15 protein-coding genes and 1 pseudogene are annotated in these 14,723 nt (G+C 42.4%); 3 read left to right on the top strand and 13 right to left on the bottom strand.

Annotated features, from left to right (window positions below):
* From G622_RS0101855 to G622_RS0101830, 5 genes and pseudogenes are all read right to left on the bottom strand, one after another.
* Positions 1-248: pseudogene (locus G622_RS0101855) on the bottom strand (MFS transporter); the annotation flags it as partial.
* Between the two features lie 62 nt (positions 249-310).
* A complete protein-coding gene (locus G622_RS25110; protein ID WP_081675128.1) occupies positions 311-1,183 on the bottom strand; it encodes a GNAT family N-acetyltransferase in 873 nt (290 codons plus the stop codon).
* A 205-nt stretch (positions 1,184-1,388) separates the two neighbouring features.
* Positions 1,389-2,036: a metallophosphoesterase family protein gene (locus tag G622_RS24200; RefSeq protein ID WP_049945636.1), complete on the bottom strand. Its 648-nt coding sequence runs from the start codon at positions 2,034-2,036 to the stop codon at positions 1,389-1,391.
* A 243-nt stretch (positions 2,037-2,279) separates the two neighbouring features.
* Positions 2,280-3,548, bottom strand: a complete 1,269-nt coding sequence (locus G622_RS0101835) for a GntP family permease (RefSeq protein ID WP_026509244.1) — start codon at positions 3,546-3,548, stop codon at positions 2,280-2,282.
* Positions 3,541-4,698 (bottom strand): glycerate kinase family protein, encoded by a 1,158-nt coding sequence (locus tag G622_RS0101830; protein ID WP_026509243.1) that lies wholly within the window; start codon positions 4,696-4,698, stop codon positions 3,541-3,543. The genes G622_RS0101835 and G622_RS0101830 overlap by 8 nt, the downstream gene beginning before the upstream one ends.
* 180 nt (positions 4,699-4,878) lie before the next feature.
* Between G622_RS0101830 and G622_RS0101825 the strand changes: the two genes are divergently transcribed.
* Both G622_RS0101825 and G622_RS21305 read left to right on the top strand, forming a co-directional pair.
* Positions 4,879-5,964 (top strand): CdaR family transcriptional regulator, encoded by a 1,086-nt coding sequence (locus G622_RS0101825; RefSeq protein ID WP_026509242.1) that lies wholly within the window; start codon positions 4,879-4,881, stop codon positions 5,962-5,964.
* Between the two features lie 48 nt (positions 5,965-6,012).
* Positions 6,013-6,555 (top strand): hypothetical protein, encoded by a 543-nt coding sequence (locus tag G622_RS21305; RefSeq protein WP_044956903.1) that lies wholly within the window; start codon positions 6,013-6,015, stop codon positions 6,553-6,555.
* A 219-nt stretch (positions 6,556-6,774) separates the two neighbouring features.
* Here the strand turns inward: G622_RS21305 and G622_RS0101815 are convergent, their stop codons facing one another.
* On the bottom strand, positions 6,775-7,764 hold the full coding sequence (locus G622_RS0101815; RefSeq protein WP_026509241.1) for a DUF362 domain-containing protein: 990 nt from the start codon (positions 7,762-7,764) through the stop codon (positions 6,775-6,777).
* Positions 7,765-8,073: 309 nt separating this feature from the next.
* On the opposite strand from G622_RS0101815, the gene G622_RS26810 reads away from it, so the two are divergent.
* Entirely contained in the window at positions 8,074-9,438 is a 1,365-nt protein-coding gene (locus tag G622_RS26810; RefSeq protein WP_081675127.1) for a manganese efflux pump, read from the top strand.
* A 428-nt stretch (positions 9,439-9,866) separates the two neighbouring features.
* Here the strand turns inward: G622_RS26810 and G622_RS0101805 are convergent, their stop codons facing one another.
* From G622_RS0101805 to G622_RS0101765, 7 genes are all read right to left on the bottom strand, one after another.
* Complete coding sequence (locus tag G622_RS0101805; RefSeq protein ID WP_026509240.1) at positions 9,867-10,862, bottom strand: hypothetical protein; 996 nt, start codon at positions 10,860-10,862, stop codon at positions 9,867-9,869.
* The gene (locus G622_RS21295) at positions 10,859-11,245 is read right to left on the bottom strand and encodes an HD domain-containing protein (RefSeq protein ID WP_081675126.1); all 387 of its coding nucleotides are present in this window, start codon (positions 11,243-11,245) and stop codon (positions 10,859-10,861) included. The genes G622_RS0101805 and G622_RS21295 overlap by 4 nt, the downstream gene beginning before the upstream one ends.
* The gene (locus G622_RS26125; RefSeq protein WP_044956902.1) at positions 11,242-11,829 is read right to left on the bottom strand and encodes a hypothetical protein; all 588 of its coding nucleotides are present in this window, start codon (positions 11,827-11,829) and stop codon (positions 11,242-11,244) included. The genes G622_RS21295 and G622_RS26125 overlap by 4 nt, the downstream gene beginning before the upstream one ends.
* Positions 11,830-11,838: 9 nt before the next feature.
* Entirely contained in the window at positions 11,839-12,294 is a 456-nt protein-coding gene (locus tag G622_RS0101790; protein ID WP_044956901.1) for a flavodoxin family protein, read from the bottom strand.
* A gap of 137 nt (positions 12,295-12,431) precedes the next feature.
* Complete coding sequence (locus G622_RS0101785) at positions 12,432-12,641, bottom strand: hypothetical protein (protein WP_026509238.1); 210 nt, start codon at positions 12,639-12,641, stop codon at positions 12,432-12,434.
* Between the two features lie 42 nt (positions 12,642-12,683).
* Positions 12,684-13,211: a hypothetical protein gene (locus tag G622_RS0101780; protein ID WP_026509237.1), complete on the bottom strand. Its 528-nt coding sequence runs from the start codon at positions 13,209-13,211 to the stop codon at positions 12,684-12,686.
* A 531-nt stretch (positions 13,212-13,742) separates the two neighbouring features.
* On the bottom strand, positions 13,743-14,705 hold the full coding sequence (locus tag G622_RS0101765) for an ADP-ribosylglycohydrolase family protein (RefSeq protein ID WP_044956930.1): 963 nt from the start codon (positions 14,703-14,705) through the stop codon (positions 13,743-13,745).
* Between the last annotated feature and the right edge of the window lie 18 nt (positions 14,706-14,723).

Raw genomic sequence — 14,723 nt, 5'->3', positions numbered from 1 at the left:
GTGATAACAAATGTCCAGTATTTCTTCGTTTTATCTGCTATAAATCCGGATATGAGCCTTAGTGAATACCCGCACAATTCTCCTATACCGGACACAAATCCGATGGTTGCAGCGGATGCCCCTGCGAGGTTCAGATATTCGCCCAATATGCTTCTGACGCCTTCATGAGTCATGTCCGAAAACAGACTTACGATTCCCATCAGGGTTATAAATGTTATGGCGCCAGACAAAGCCCTTTTTTTATCCATGTTCTACTCCACTAATCCCGATTTGCTTATTTCATTATCCTGAATATAAATCTGCCAGCCACTCATATTGTCCATTCAGTCCATTCTATGTGGTTGTATTTCATTACATCGTCAGCCCTTTTCATACCGATTTTCTCATAAAAGCCTACAGCATCTTCATTGGCAATCAGATATATGGCTATATCCTTTTCTCCACCGGCAATTTCATGTGCAGTCTTCATGAGCTTGCTTGCGATACCTTGTCTCTCATAATTCCTGTCCACCCCAAGGTCTGTCACGTACAACCAATAGCAGAAATCTGTAAGCCCAAACAAAGCCCCAACAATTAGACCTTTATCATTACGCGCAATCAGGCTGATGGAAACATTCTTGACAAGCTTCCTAATTCGTTCTTCAAAACGCTCTTTTGGATATTGTGACCCCAAATCCGTCCTCTTTAAAAAATCAACATATTCCTCAGCAGTAATGCGTTCTTCCGCAATATGAATCCGATCTTTTTTCATCATATATCTGTTGCCGTCATCACGAAAAATCTTATAGCCAAGCCTTTCATATAAACGAAATGCTTCAGTATTAGATTTTTCAACATGAAATAGAATGTGCTGTATACCAATTTCTTGTGCATAGGCCTCTGCTTCGTGGATTAAAGCACTTCCGATTCCAATATTGCGATACCTTTCTGTAACAGACAAATCATCAAGATATGCATAATCTGCTTCTGGCTCATGATGAACTTCTATTGACAAAAAAGCCACAACAGATTCATCCTCTGCTACCAGTATCCGTTCTTCGCCATTTGTCCAATAACGATTCAAATAGCCTAATTCGTAGCCCTTCACATCTTCTGTATGATAAATTGTCTGCAGCATCTCTGTAAACAATTCACGAATTCTCTGTTCATCTTGAGGAATTGCTATTCTAATCCTATACCCCATTTTTACTCCTACGATAGTATGTTTTACTGAAATTTTATTTGTGTCCCGATGTTCTTTTCAAAACATCTTTACACCAAGGGCAAAGTCAACATCCAATTAAGATGCAGATGTTCATCACCAGTTCGATTGTAAAAACACTTACAAACAGCTTTTTTATTGCTTCCTTTTGCTCAATTCCTATTCGTTTAAGTTCCATCTGTCCACCTCAGCTTATCCGCTGTATAATCCCCGCCACATCAACTCTGGGATGAGTCAGGTACATTCTGCAGATGCTCTCTGCCAGCTCTTCTGAAATCTTCAGTTTCTTTGCAATCTCTTTGTAAGTCTTTCCTCTGTCAGTCAGATCCATTGCCTTGGATATTATTCTATCTATATCCTTTGGAAGCTTTGAGTCCTGTTCCGCGGTGGCGATTACTCTTTTCTGAAATTCAAACTCTCCCGGGCCTGATATCTCAAGGATTGCAAAAGAAACTTCCTGGTCTGGTTTTCTTTTTCCGCAACATCCGGGATTAAACCATGCTTGCCCGTTTTTTTCTACCAGGCTATATTTATGGCTGTGTCCATAGATGATAATTGATATCCCTGCCAGGTCATCAGAAATCTTCCCTTTGTTGTGAATAACACAAATCTTATTACCAAGGAGCTCCACAGTTGCGGTCTCTGGAAGATATTCAGCCCATTCTTTGTCTGCATTGCCTCTTACAACAGTTACCGGAGCAATCTCCTCAAGCCGATCTATGACTTGTTTATTGTCTATATCTCCGGCATGAATGATATGATCAACTCCTTCTAAGCCATCGATAACTTCTTGCCTTAATAGTCCATGTGTATCTGAAAGGATTCCTATAAGCATCTGTTCTGATCTCTCCTAGTTATCGCTCGCAAAAGAACTCTATTACTCCTCTTGCCCAAACATCTTTTTCAGACAACTTATGAATAATCATACCTTGTTTCAGACAAAAATAAAATAGCCCTGGAATTTCCAGAGCTATAGATATTATCCTAAAGTCACAAGAATGCGCCGCCCCTATTTTTCAACAAGCTAAGAAACCTATTTAATGTCAATCTGTAAGTATGAAGGATTATTCATGACCTGCTAAATTGCGGATGTCACCGCAAATATCAGCACTGCGACCACCGTACTTGTTAATCCTACCAAAGCTTCAAATATTATAAGCTTCATCCGCTCCGAAATGTTCATGTTTACTGCACCGCCTGTAGCATGGAAGAAGGAACCGTGGGGCAGAGAATCTATCACTGTTGCTCCGGCATGAATCATAGCGCCGGCAGACAGAGCATTTACGCCTTCGGCAGTAAGGATCGAAGAGAAGGTCTGGGCTGCAACTGTTGCTCCTGCCGTGGTTGAGGCTGTTGCTCCGGCCATCAGGATACCTGCAATTGGAGCAAGCAGGAAAGCCGGCATATTAAAGATGTTCAGAATATTCACAACATCCTGCTGAAGGGCAGAGGCTTTGATGATTCCTGCAATGGTTCCGGTTCCAAGTAGCAGGATGGAAACACCTGTTACCTTTCCGAGACCGAATTCTGCAAAGGATCCAAACTTTTTGATATTGCCTGTGGCAATGGTGCAGACAAGACCGCCGATTGGTAATGCGATCATAGGATCCACCGTAATATTTGCGATAGGCCTAAGCGCTAAAAGGATGATCACCACCAAAGGTCCCAGAATTGCTGTCAGGAATGAAGGCAGCTCCTTGGTTTCACCTTTTTCAAGATCGGATTCTAGCACCTTAAGCCCTTCTTTTTTTGAAAGAAGATTGGCAAGAATCACGGTTACGATTAGTGCGCAGATTGCCGGAATCGCGTTTTTCATCATAAGAGATGTCAGATCCACACCAAAAGATTCTGAGACTGCGATGGTGTTGGGATTAGGAGAAATAATGTTTCCGGCCTTTCCTCCTCCGATCATGGCAAGAAGAAGGGACTGCTTGTTGTAACCGGCCTCCTTACCTATAGCCAGAGCGATAGGCGCTACTGTAATAACTGAGATATCCACAAACACACCAACAGCGCAGATTACCATTGTTGCAACGGCAACGGCGAGGAGGGCTTTTTTTGCGCCAAGCTTTCCGACGATTCCCTGAGCAATCTTTTCCGCCGCACCGGTTTTTATCAGAGCACCGGCAAGGATTCCGGAAGTCATGATGCGCAGCACCGAAGTGATCATACTGCCGGCACCTGTCATCATCGTGCTTACTGTTAACCCAAGATTTCCCGCAGATCCCACAATACCACCAACAAGGGCGCCGAGGATCAGACTGTAAGCGGGATGGAATTTTCTAATTATAAGTATAATGGCAATTGCCATACCAATGATTGCACCGATGGTTGAAAAATCATACATGACTTGTTCCTCCTATATTTATGAGCATAAGCCGCATTACCTGTTCCGCAGCAGCAGCCAGATTGTTTTTGGCATTTGTATTGTCCATGGCTTCATCGAGTGTGGTTACACCTCTTACAATGGGAAAGAATGCGTCGATACCGTTTCGGTTGCACTCCACAGCCTGCTCAGTCACTCCACCTGCAAAGGCGATCACGGGCTTGCCGTATTTTTTTGCCAGCTTTGCCACACCAACAGGTGCCTTACCCATGGCTGTCTGGAAATCCAGCATACCTTCCCCGGTCACCACAAGATCGGCATCCTTGATATAATCCTCCAGACTAGTCTCTTCAAGTACGATATTGATCCCGGACTGTAATTTTGCGTTTGTATAGGTTAAAAAAGCGAATCCAAGACCACCGGCTGCACCGGTGCCGGGATACTTCGGATCTGCCTGGGGATATTTTTCCCTTGAAGCCGCAGCATAATAGCCAAGCCATTTATCCATATCCATGATCATGGAAGGAGTTGCCCCCTTCTGAGGACCATACACCGCACTGCAGCCGTCGGTTCCGCAGAGCGGATTCGTAACATCACAGGCTACCATGAACTCGCAGTCCTTAAGCTCCGGGATTACATAGGTATCGGTGATGGTCTCAAGCTCCTTAAGGCCTTTGGCACCGAAAGGAATCTGCCTTCCGGCCTTATCCAGAAATTCGTAACCCAGTGCCTGCAGCATGCCTACGCCACCGTCATTTGTGGCGCTTCCGCCTATCCCTACGATAAAACGCCTACATCCTTTATTGATCGCATCTTTTATGACTTCCCCGACACCATAGGTTGTCGCATTTAGAGGGTTTAATTCATTTCTTGCCACCAGAGTTATGCCTGCCGCGCCGCTCATTTCCACCACAGCGGTCATGGTATCACGTATAATTCCGTATGCGCAGCTCACCGGACTTCCCAAAGGACCTGTCACAACAACCTCGTGTCGTTCTCCGTTCATTCCCTCGATCAGTGCTTCCACCGTTCCCTCACCTCCGTCGGCCAGCGGGCGGACAGCCACTTCCACAGTGCGGTTTGCTCTTTTAAAGCCCTCGGCTACTGCATAACCGGCTTCGATGGAGGACATGCTTCCTTTAAAAGAATCTATTGCTGTTACAACCTTCATGACGCTTTTCTCCTTTTTTTGATTAACTGTTCCAGTTCTGCTTCGTTATGAATGTATTATAGACAAAAGAATTTCATTATGATATGTTACACATAATATTAAATATATATTGTTTAGCAAATAAAATGTCATCCATGACATTAGCTATGATTACAGCATCTGCAATCCGGAGGTTTTACCATGATCACATCAATTTCCAGGAATCTGGCGCAGCAGATTGTCGACAATATCCATGCTGTCTGCGGTCATCATGTCAACTTCATCAATACCAATGGGATGATCTATGCCTCCAGCGACCCGGATCGTCTGAACACATACCATGACATCGGAAGGGAGTCGGCACGAACCGGAGAAATCATTGAAGTGGAATCAGATGAGCAATTCCCGGGAACTCATAAGGGAATCAATATTCCGGTGTTCCACCATATGCGTGTGATCGCAGTGGTCGGTATTTCCGGCGAACCCTCAGAAGTTCGACGTTTTGCCAAGCTGGCTGAACGAATCGCGAGCCTGCTCCTTCATGAACAGGAATTAAATGCTGTCCATCGCACATTAGATGAAAAGAAGCAGTACATGATCCGCTCACTGATCTACAGCGAATTTGAAAACATGGACTATCTGCGGGAATGCTTCAGGGAGTTTAATATTGTTTGGGAACAAACCTACCGAATGGTACAGATCGAAGTAAACAGCCGCTATAATCCCGTGAATATCTCCTTACTTGAGCAGCAGGTGGAGGCTCTGTTCAGCTCAATGAGAAATGGTATTTATGTCTATAACTATCCGAAACTATTTATCGGCTTGGTTGAAGCGGAAGAATTTGATAAAAAGGAGTATATGTTTATTCGTTTCGCCGAAGGGCATGGGGAGATTTTGAAGACAGCAATCGGGAAGGCTGTAGAAGTTTATAAATGTAATGAATCCTATCAAAGCGCAGAGCATGCACTGAAAACAATCAAAGATAAGGAGCTTTACTATGTCAATTTCGATACACTGACATTGGAAATACTCTTTTCCGGTATTTCAAAGCAGCAATTTAGGGAATTCTCTGACAAAGTGCTTTCCACACTTTCAGGGGAAGACAGGAAATTTCTTGAGATCTATTATGAAAAAGAAATGTCGTTGGCCGCCACCGCAGAGGAACTGTTTTTACATAAAAATACCGTACAGCAGCGACTTAACAGGATTAGCCAGAGTAGCGGGCTAAATCCCAGAAAATTTAGGGAGGCGGTGCTCTTTTACCTGGCGCTTCGTGATCAGGGATAAAAAGTCTTATCTTCTATATTGTTAAGACAGAAAAAAGGGAAACGGAATATGAGAACACTATTTATTGGGAACAGCCATACCTTTTACAATGATATGCCAAATATTTTTAAGGAAATATGTAAAGAAAATGGCATAGACATGCAGGTTGCCATGCTAACTAAAGGCGGCATGGGATTTGATTATCACGCGGAGAATGAGCAGACAAGATTCAATATATTGTTTGGAGAGTATGATTTTGTAATTCTTCAGCATGTGGCTCATCCTATGGGAGAGTATGAAGTAATGGAAGAAGCTGCAGATAAGATCATGTCATGGATAAGGCAGACTGGAGCAACTCCTTGTTACTATATGACATGGACAGAAGAAAACAACGAGCAGTTTCAAGAAGAGATGTCATCAAGATACAGAAAACTTGCGAAGAGGCATGGCTGCCTTGTAGCTCCGGTCGGTGAGATCTGGTGGGAAGAGATACATAAGAACCCGTCAGTTGACCTTTATTTTGAGGATAGGAGACATGCCTCACCCGCTGGATCGAGACTGGTAGCAAGGGTGATATTTGAAACTTTAAAAGAGAATATGCTGCAAAAGTAAAAACAAAGTAGTTTATAATGGCTACAATCTTTCAACCGGATGGGAAAATGAATGCCGATATTCTTGAATAGATATTATCCCTCATCTACTACATTCTGAGAAAAAGATATTACATTTGATGGTTCGTGTTAACCAGTAATAATCATAGTTATCGAAAAATGCTCTTTTTGCATAATCTTCAGGTATCATAATAAAAGAATTCTCCATGGACTTAAGATATTATTTGGGCTGCATTTTTACAAAAGGCTTAAGGCCCTTAACAGCTTCTTTTCTGTCTATCTCCATGTCATTATTATCAACATCTATGAGCTTATAACGGTCATTTCCCATTCCCAGTTCTTTCATATAAGATAACTGCCTGTGTCCATGCCTCGTTTCAATTCTCTCAACAAGTGCTCTGTGCTCTTCCTCAGTCATTGCGTATACAAGGTCGATGCAAGCCTGATCCACAGCCAGAATATCAGTTGACGCAAGTATTCCCACGTTGGGAGTAACAACCGGCTCAGCTGCAACACCTTCACAGTCGCAGGATACGCTCATGTTCCTCATCACATTGACATAGGTAATGTTTTTTCCAAAATGATCAATAGTAGCCTTGGTGGATTCAGTGATCTTTTCCATGAGCTCCTCTTCCACTACGCCCCAGTCATTTCCATTCTTTGCATGTATCCATGCCTTCCCAATGCGACCGTCTGCACATCCTATGCCTATATTTTTATTGCTTCCTCCAAAGCCGCCCATGGTATGACCTTTAAAATGAGTTAGAACAAACATGGAATCATAATTTAGCATATGGGAACCATGGCTCATCTCCTTGAACCATTTTCCGTTTTTAACCGGAAGGGTGATCGTTCCTTCTTCATCCATGATATCGACAGGTGCAAAATTCCAACCATTTATCGCCAAAGTTTTTCTGTGGGATTCTGTTGTATATCGGTCTCCATCATAGAAAGTATTGGTTTCAACTATTGTGGCATTTTTTAGGCTCTCTTCCATATCCATCAGTTCCTTGACCCAGGACGGAGGTACTATATTGGGGCCACCCTGTTCTCCAGTGTGAAGCTTTATCGCAACTTTGCCTGTAATGCCATTATTAACTTTTTCATATACCTTTTGAATTCCTGCGGGCGACAAGTCCCTGGTGAAATAAACTATAGATTCAGCTCCGGTACGCTCTTCATACGGTACATATTTTGATCCGTCAGACATATTATAATCCCCCTTACTAAAAAAATTTGAGTCGTTTGAAATTATTATATCAGAAAGAGTCACTGGGACGTTACAATTGACATCATATATTTTTAATGATAAGATTTTTCATATTTCCCATGAGGGAGTAGCAAGCGTTTTTACGTAGCAAGTCAACATACTGGCCATTGACCTGGCTTGTTTTAAATTGCGAGACTCATGTATAGTTGTTTACGGGAGAACTATACATGTTGTCATTTTTTCGAATGAACGATCAAGTATAGTTTTTCTGTACTTGATCTTTTTATTTTTCATTGAAGGAGATGGATTATGGGCTTATTTGAAGTACTGCTTTTGGCGGTAGGTTTGGCGATGGATGCGTTCGCAGTCTCTATTTGTAAAGGACTTGCAGTCGGCAAGGTCTCAAAGAAAGAGTATCTTTTGTGTGGCATATGGTTTGGAACTTTTCAGGGAGTTATGCCTCTTATAGGTTATCTGGTGGGTTCGAATTTTGTTAAGCTTATCAGCATGATTGCGCCATGGGTAGCTTTTATTCTGCTGTCACTAATTGGTGGCAATATGATCAAGGAAGCTCTTGGTCCGGATGAGGAAGTGTCGCCCGGATTTGATGTCAAGACGATGTTCATGATGGCTGTAGCTACAAGTATCGATGCTTTGGCGGTCGGCATCACTTTTGTAGCTGTACCGGTTGAGATCATTGATTCAGGAAGTCTTATCAATGTTGTGATAGCAGTAATCATTATCGGAGTCATTACTTGTATCATTTCAATGGCAGGCGTTAAGATAGGCAGCGTTTTCGGAGATCGCTACAAGGCAGGATCCGAGATCATGGGCGGTACAATCTTATTGTTCATTGGATTCCGTGCACTTATAACACATCTGGATAATGCCAATACTCTCTCTGACACTGAGACAATCTTTGGCATGCTGATTCCTCTTATCGGAACACTTCTTGGTTCGCTGATCATCTATGCTCAGAAGGCTCAGCTCTCGGACAAAATGAGAGCTGTACTGGTTGGATTCAGTTCGGGAATTATGCTTTCAGCAGCAGTTTGGGGAATGATAGAGCCTGCAGTTGAAGGCTTTGGGACCGATGTACATAAGGGAATCATACCTGTGACAATCTGCTTTTGCGTAGGGGTTATCTTCCAGATCCTTCTTGATAAATTCATACCACATATACATGTTTATTCCGATATAACCGAAGGACCGGAAAGTAAATTAAGTCCCAAAATAAAGGCTGTTCTGAAGGAAGTAATCCATCATGTTCCCGAAGGAATAGCACTTGGTACTATTTACGCAGCGCATTTCATGAAGACTGAATGGATATCATCATCGGTTGCGCTTGTCCTGGCTATAGCCATCGCACTCCAGAACATACCGGAAGCGCTCAATGTTTCACTTTGGCTTAGAGAAGCCGGAACCAAAACAGGTAAGGCATTCCTTATGGGAGTTGTATCCGGTGCACCGATACCGCTTCTGGGCATTATCACAGTTGTGCTGGTCGTTTTATTCCCCGGACTTCTACCCTATATAATGTCAGTTTCCGGTGGAGCTCTTGTTTATACTACAATCGAGGAAATTCCTCAGATAGCCCTTAAGCAAGACAACGACAGAGGTGCACTTTCCTTCGCCGTAGGCTTTGCAATCGTCATGCTGATGATCTTTCTCTAATAGAATCTGTTAAAAAAGGAGTTGTGAAGAAATGATTTCTCATTTTCATCTAGGCGAAGCCCTTTTTTAATGCCATGGATTGTGGATTTGACGAGTAGATATGCTACTATCCTCATTGATGACATGAGAGAAACTATTCTGACCTTTGCGTCCGTATAGATTTTCATAAAACACAAAGATATGCCGTTAAAAAGGTGGACAGTCACTTCAGCGATGTCCACTTATTATTTCAGCTTCATGCCATCTTTATCGGCATTTATCAGATAGTGAATGTTGCTCCAAAATCTATAACCGGGGTCTTCCCACATACGACAGCGGTGGACTATACGTAGACAGCTATGGTTTTAGTGTCAATCGATTTGCTCCATATAAAAACAGCTGCGGATTTTTAACTCCACAGCTGCCCATCTTATAATCCTTGCCGCCTCTTATAACAACCTAGGTACAATGTAAAACAAAAGAACAATCAGCACTCCCAGTAACATATATTTCAGTCTGCTGTTATCCACTTTACTTGGGCTGTTTAGCATTTCCGTTCTAATAATATATCCAGGATAATTTACAGGTTTGCTTTCTGGGACAAAGTTCTCTCTAACAGCCTGCCCATACCATGTAGTTCCGGCATTATCCATCACATATCTTTTGAATCTCTCTGCGCTTTCTAAATCATTCAGCACTATTGCTGCGCGGTACAGATAGTATTGCCTTTCAACTTCATCCATAGGTCTTTCCTGTGGCGACTGAAGAACAGAATATACCTGTTGAGGAGCATTATTTTTGAAGCAATTAGCATATGTACCATACATTTGCAGATCACCAAATATTTTATTGTTCCAGGTTGTATGTCTCACCTTGGGATAAATCACAGATGCCTCATTTGCGCAGGATATAACCGTATCATAGTCGTTATAATACAAGGCTATGTAATGTTTTAAATGCAAAGCCAAAAGCATATTATAAGCAGTTGTTGATGACTCCTGCATAAGAGCAAGGCTCTTTGCCGCTTTATCAATCCTGCCCAGTCTGAAAAAAATGCATCCAAAATTATACTGTGTCACGCTCCAGAGCATTTGTTTTCTCAGAGCTGTTGGTACAAAACTCAGATATCTTGATAAACCTTTATCCGGCCAGCATTCTCTGAATGCATATCTGTTTAATTCCAGATGAAGTACCTTTTTCTGCTTTATATATGCGAATGCAGAGATTATGATGGCAGCCATAACCCCCTGAAATACCAGATCGTTATTAGGAATTATTCTTCCTCCCTGAATTATGTAAAAGGATCCTCCAAATAAAATTACATAGAACAGATTCCTCATCACACTGAACTTTTTTACACATTTATCTGCAAATTCGCTATCTGTAGGATATCCCTCCTCCCCGACTATCTGTAGTATTCTATTCCATTCTTCTTTGTTGCTCATTCCTTTATGTTTCCTTTACTGATATGTTCCCTTATTATCTGATCTGTAAGCTCATATAGCTTTTCCGAACCTTCTCTTGTCTTTGACTGTCTGCCATATACCTGTTCCTTGGTACCCCCATGCTCTCTCCAGTCACCTCCACCGTTACTGTTGTTCAGCATAAGTGGCTGGAGGTTATCCATTGCATGCGCAAACTTGGATTCAGGAGTATTATTTTCCTCAAACTCATCAAAAAGAGCTGTCAGTTCCTTTTTCTGATCCTCCGGTAAAATCGAGAATATTCTTTCCTTGGCTGCATCCTCGCGTTCCTTCTGGGTATCAAGCCCCTCCTTGTCGTATGCCATAATCTTTTCTGCTTTCGAAAGTGACATACTAAATTTCATAGTCCTATCTCCATAATGTTTTTGTCCCAGTATCCATCAATATGCTTTTCTGCTGTCACAATACCTTCCATATCTTTCCAGGCATCGTACCATTCGTCCGGAATAAGATCATCCAACACTATCGGCCCTACACCATCCACGTATGGGACCAATTGTTCAAGTGTCTTTCTCAATTTTGTCCTGGCTTTTGTTTTCTCATTATCCCTGAGAAGATCCAGAATATCATTAGCCTGCTCAACCTTAACACCATCATAAAGGCCATAATAACCGCCATCATCAAAAGAATCATCCTCATCGGCAATACGCGAGATCACGATTGGATATTCCGCTACATCTGACGCTGCTATAATGTACCGCTCGCTTCTTTTATTAGCAACTATTACACCATATCTGACATGTATAATAGGCCATCTGTCCCCGACTTCAAGTTCATTATCTGTTAGCCACTCATCTTCTACAGAGACATACTTTTCATTCCCATCATCATCTATAAGTGTAACTGAAACCATTGGCTTTTCTCCAGGTTTCAATTCTTCACATCCATAGTCTCCATCAAAAATCTGCTTGATTTTCCACTGTATCATCTATTTGCCTTATTGCCTTCCTACTCTCACAAGTGTCCTGTAAAACTCCACTGCATCCTTAAGATCATTCTCATCAGGACGACCTTTCGCAGTCCCACCAATCAGCTTAAACGGGCCAAAAGTATTATACCCGGGGCAGGTGAATTTTCCGACAATCTCAGCATTCTTACCCTTTATGGATTCTGCCATTGATTTTGAAAAATCCTTATTCATGGCACTTGTCATTATGAAAAATATCTTCTTATTCTGAGGAAGATTAGCCTGTGCAAAATTCTTAACCTGCTGGTGGAATTGTGCAGCGTAGATACCTGAAGCGAAGCCTATAAGCTCATATTCACTCAGATCTTTCTCCGTAGTAGCTGTTGCGTCAATCAGATCAACGTCAAATTCCCTTGCAATTGCATCCACCACTTTCTTTGTGTTTCCATGATGTGTTGAAGCATAAACTATCGCCGTTTTACTCATTTTCCGAACCCTCACGTTCCAATATTTTTATATCCACTATAGATTATATCCCAGATGCGGCCTTCAATATAGGCATAAAATAGAAAAAGCCGCCCATCAAGGCAGCTATTGTTTTAGGGAGGATGCTGTCTGGTTCTTCACCAAACAGCAGTTATCTCCAGATCATCTCTGGACAAGCCCGCCATTTCAAGCTCGTCATCAATCTCATCATCTTCGCTGGTGCTTGAACTGCTATCATCTGAGAAAAGTGTATCATTTATAAACGCCCACTCGCCACCATCTATATGGTCATCATGGTTAAGATCAAAGGGTGTATTTCCAAACATATCATCAAAAGGTCCTGTCATAACATGCCTCCTTAAATAGCTCCACAACACACCCAACACTATTCAGTGGTTATCGTTCCAGTAGTCCTCTGCTGCATCGTATGCCTCGTCCTCATCTTCGTAATCGTCCTCGTAATCATAGAACTCTTCATACTTGTCATCAGCAAAATCCTGGGCTGATTTATAATCATGAACTCCGTAATAGTCATAGTTCTTCTTTGATTTATCGGAGCTACTGCTCTTCTTTTTTGTGTTACTCTTACTGCTGGAATATGAGCTGCTGCTTGATGTATCCTTAGGTTTATGCTCGTAGCAGTAGATGCTTCCCGTACTTCTCTTCCTGGTGCAGCCAGCCTTAGCACAGTGCTTTGTGCTTGTGGTAGAAGCATAACTCTTGCTGCTGGAATATGAGCTACTGTTGGAAGATCCGCCCTTATGCTCATAACAGTAAATGCTTCCGGTACTCCTTTTCCTTGTACATCCAGACTTAGCGCACTGACTGTTGTATGCCAAAGTGCTCACAGATGTAGTTCCAAATATGGTAATTGCAACAGCGAATGCTATTAAAAGACTAATTATTGATTTCTTCATAACTTACCGCCTCCTTCACTTACTTGAAAACGGTGTGGTTCCTCTTTATACAAGAATAAACCTGATTTATCTACAAATACACACCCGTTTCGGCGAAATATAACGTTTTATTTTCCCTGCGCTACATTAGCTAAAAGCACCATCTTTGTGGCAGATTTCATAATATTCACAGATGCAGCAAAAGTGCTTGCAATGCTTGTTATGTCCGCGCACACATTTTTTAACCCAATACACAAATCGCTTCATAGAGCCTCCTTTTCACCTGACAACCAGCGGCATCATAAGCAACATGGTCATCAGGATTGCTGCCGGTATACCAATTGTCACAAACCCAAAAGCCTTTCCCATACTGGAATTCTCCCTTCTCTTCAGCTGCATATCTACGTGTCTTCTTTTGATAATACAATTATCCCGCTTTACATGTCCTATAAAAATGACAGCTGTTAATCAGGTGACAAACCTCGGAGAAAGTCCCTTTTGAGCAGGTAAAAAGGGAGGCATAGTGTCTCCCTTACGCAGGCTCATATGAAGTTATAATTTACAAAGATCCTCGATCCATTCCCTCCTCTGAATAACCTCAAGCCATTCCTTGGGAATCCCGTCATATCCGTAAAAAAGTCCCGCCAAACCACCAGCAATGGCTCCTATAGTATCGGTGTCATCTCCAAGATTAGCCGCTTTCAACTCGCAGTTTTTAAAAGAGTCCGTAGTAATAAGTGACCAGACAGCCGCTTCAATGGTATCAACCACATAGCCGCTGCTCTGAATCTGAGACTCCGGAACTTCTGAAAACTTCTTAATATCCCGTAGTCTGTCATAATGCGAAAGTTCTGATGTATCCTGCAAAAACTCCGCATAAAACTCAAATCCTTTATCAAAGCCTATCTGCAGTCTTTCCACAAGAGGCTCATTCTCATCCAGCACACTCTTCACACAGAAATAATAAAGTCCACAAGCGATCTGTCCTCTTATATGGTTATGGGTCAGCCCGGCTACCTGATGAATCATGGAAACAGCATCTTCGTCCGTAAGTTTATTCTCATATGCATACAGGCATGCCGGGAGAATCCTCATCAGAGAGCCGTTTCCGTTATCACGTTCAGTGGTACCGCCGCAGCTTTTCAAATCGCCACCCTTCATGTAGCGGACAATAGCAGCCATCGTACCATGTCCCACATCAAAGGCTTCACCAAATGGCGCATATTCGCCGTTCCTAATCCACCTTACAAACCTGTTCATGATATCCTGAAGGTCAATACCACCTTTATCCCTGATACTGTCAAGAAGCGCCAAAGTCATACTGCTGTCATCAGTCCATGTCCCTACCGGCATATCATAAGTGCCATGTCCGATCATAGTTGTCACAGGATTTGCCTGAACATCTTCCCTGGACATGAACTGCACAGGACAGCCCAGAGCATCACCCACAACAACTCCCATTATTCCAGATAGCCATATATTATCGGTATTCTCTCTGCCCGCATTAAATTTCATCACCAAATACACACTCCC

It is taken from the genome of Butyrivibrio sp. LC3010, from assembly GCF_000424385.1.
In the GTDB taxonomy this organism is placed as follows: Bacteria; Bacillota; Clostridia; order Lachnospirales; family Lachnospiraceae; genus Butyrivibrio.
Note: the sequence above shows the minus strand (reverse complement) of the source record. Positions and strands in the feature narration are given on the sequence as shown.

Excerpts from the sequence above, each read along its gene's own strand:
- G622_RS0101785 (WP_026509238.1), bottom strand. The coding sequence starts at position 12,641 with ATGACAGGACCTTTTGATGATATGTTTGGAAATACACCCTTTGATCTT.
- G622_RS0101790 (WP_044956901.1), bottom strand. The coding sequence starts at position 12,294 with ATGAGTAAAACGGCGATAGTTTATGCTTCAACACATCATGGAAACACA.
- G622_RS26125 (WP_044956902.1), bottom strand. The coding sequence starts at position 11,829 with ATGATACAGTGGAAAATCAAGCAGATTTTTGATGGAGACTATGGATGT.
- G622_RS24200 (WP_049945636.1), bottom strand. The coding sequence starts at position 2,036 with ATGCTTATAGGAATCCTTTCAGATACACATGGACTATTAAGGCAAGAA.
- G622_RS26810 (WP_081675127.1), top strand. The coding sequence starts at position 8,074 with ATGGGCTTATTTGAAGTACTGCTTTTGGCGGTAGGTTTGGCGATGGAT.
- G622_RS0101825 (WP_026509242.1), top strand. The coding sequence starts at position 4,879 with ATGATCACATCAATTTCCAGGAATCTGGCGCAGCAGATTGTCGACAAT.
- G622_RS0101815 (WP_026509241.1), bottom strand. The coding sequence starts at position 7,764 with ATGTCTGACGGATCAAAATATGTACCGTATGAAGAGCGTACCGGAGCT.
- G622_RS25110 (WP_081675128.1), bottom strand. The coding sequence starts at position 1,183 with ATGGGGTATAGGATTAGAATAGCAATTCCTCAAGATGAACAGAGAATT.
- G622_RS0101780 (WP_026509237.1), bottom strand. The coding sequence starts at position 13,211 with ATGAAGAAATCAATAATTAGTCTTTTAATAGCATTCGCTGTTGCAATT.
- G622_RS21295 (WP_081675126.1), bottom strand. The coding sequence starts at position 11,245 with ATGAAATTTAGTATGTCACTTTCGAAAGCAGAAAAGATTATGGCATAC.
- G622_RS0101805 (WP_026509240.1), bottom strand. The coding sequence starts at position 10,862 with ATGAGCAACAAAGAAGAATGGAATAGAATACTACAGATAGTCGGGGAG.
- G622_RS0101765 (WP_044956930.1), bottom strand. The coding sequence starts at position 14,705 with ATGAAATTTAATGCGGGCAGAGAGAATACCGATAATATATGGCTATCT.
- G622_RS21305 (WP_044956903.1), top strand. The coding sequence starts at position 6,013 with ATGAGAACACTATTTATTGGGAACAGCCATACCTTTTACAATGATATG.
- G622_RS0101830 (WP_026509243.1), bottom strand. The coding sequence starts at position 4,698 with ATGAAGGTTGTAACAGCAATAGATTCTTTTAAAGGAAGCATGTCCTCC.
- G622_RS0101835 (WP_026509244.1), bottom strand. The coding sequence starts at position 3,548 with ATGTATGATTTTTCAACCATCGGTGCAATCATTGGTATGGCAATTGCC.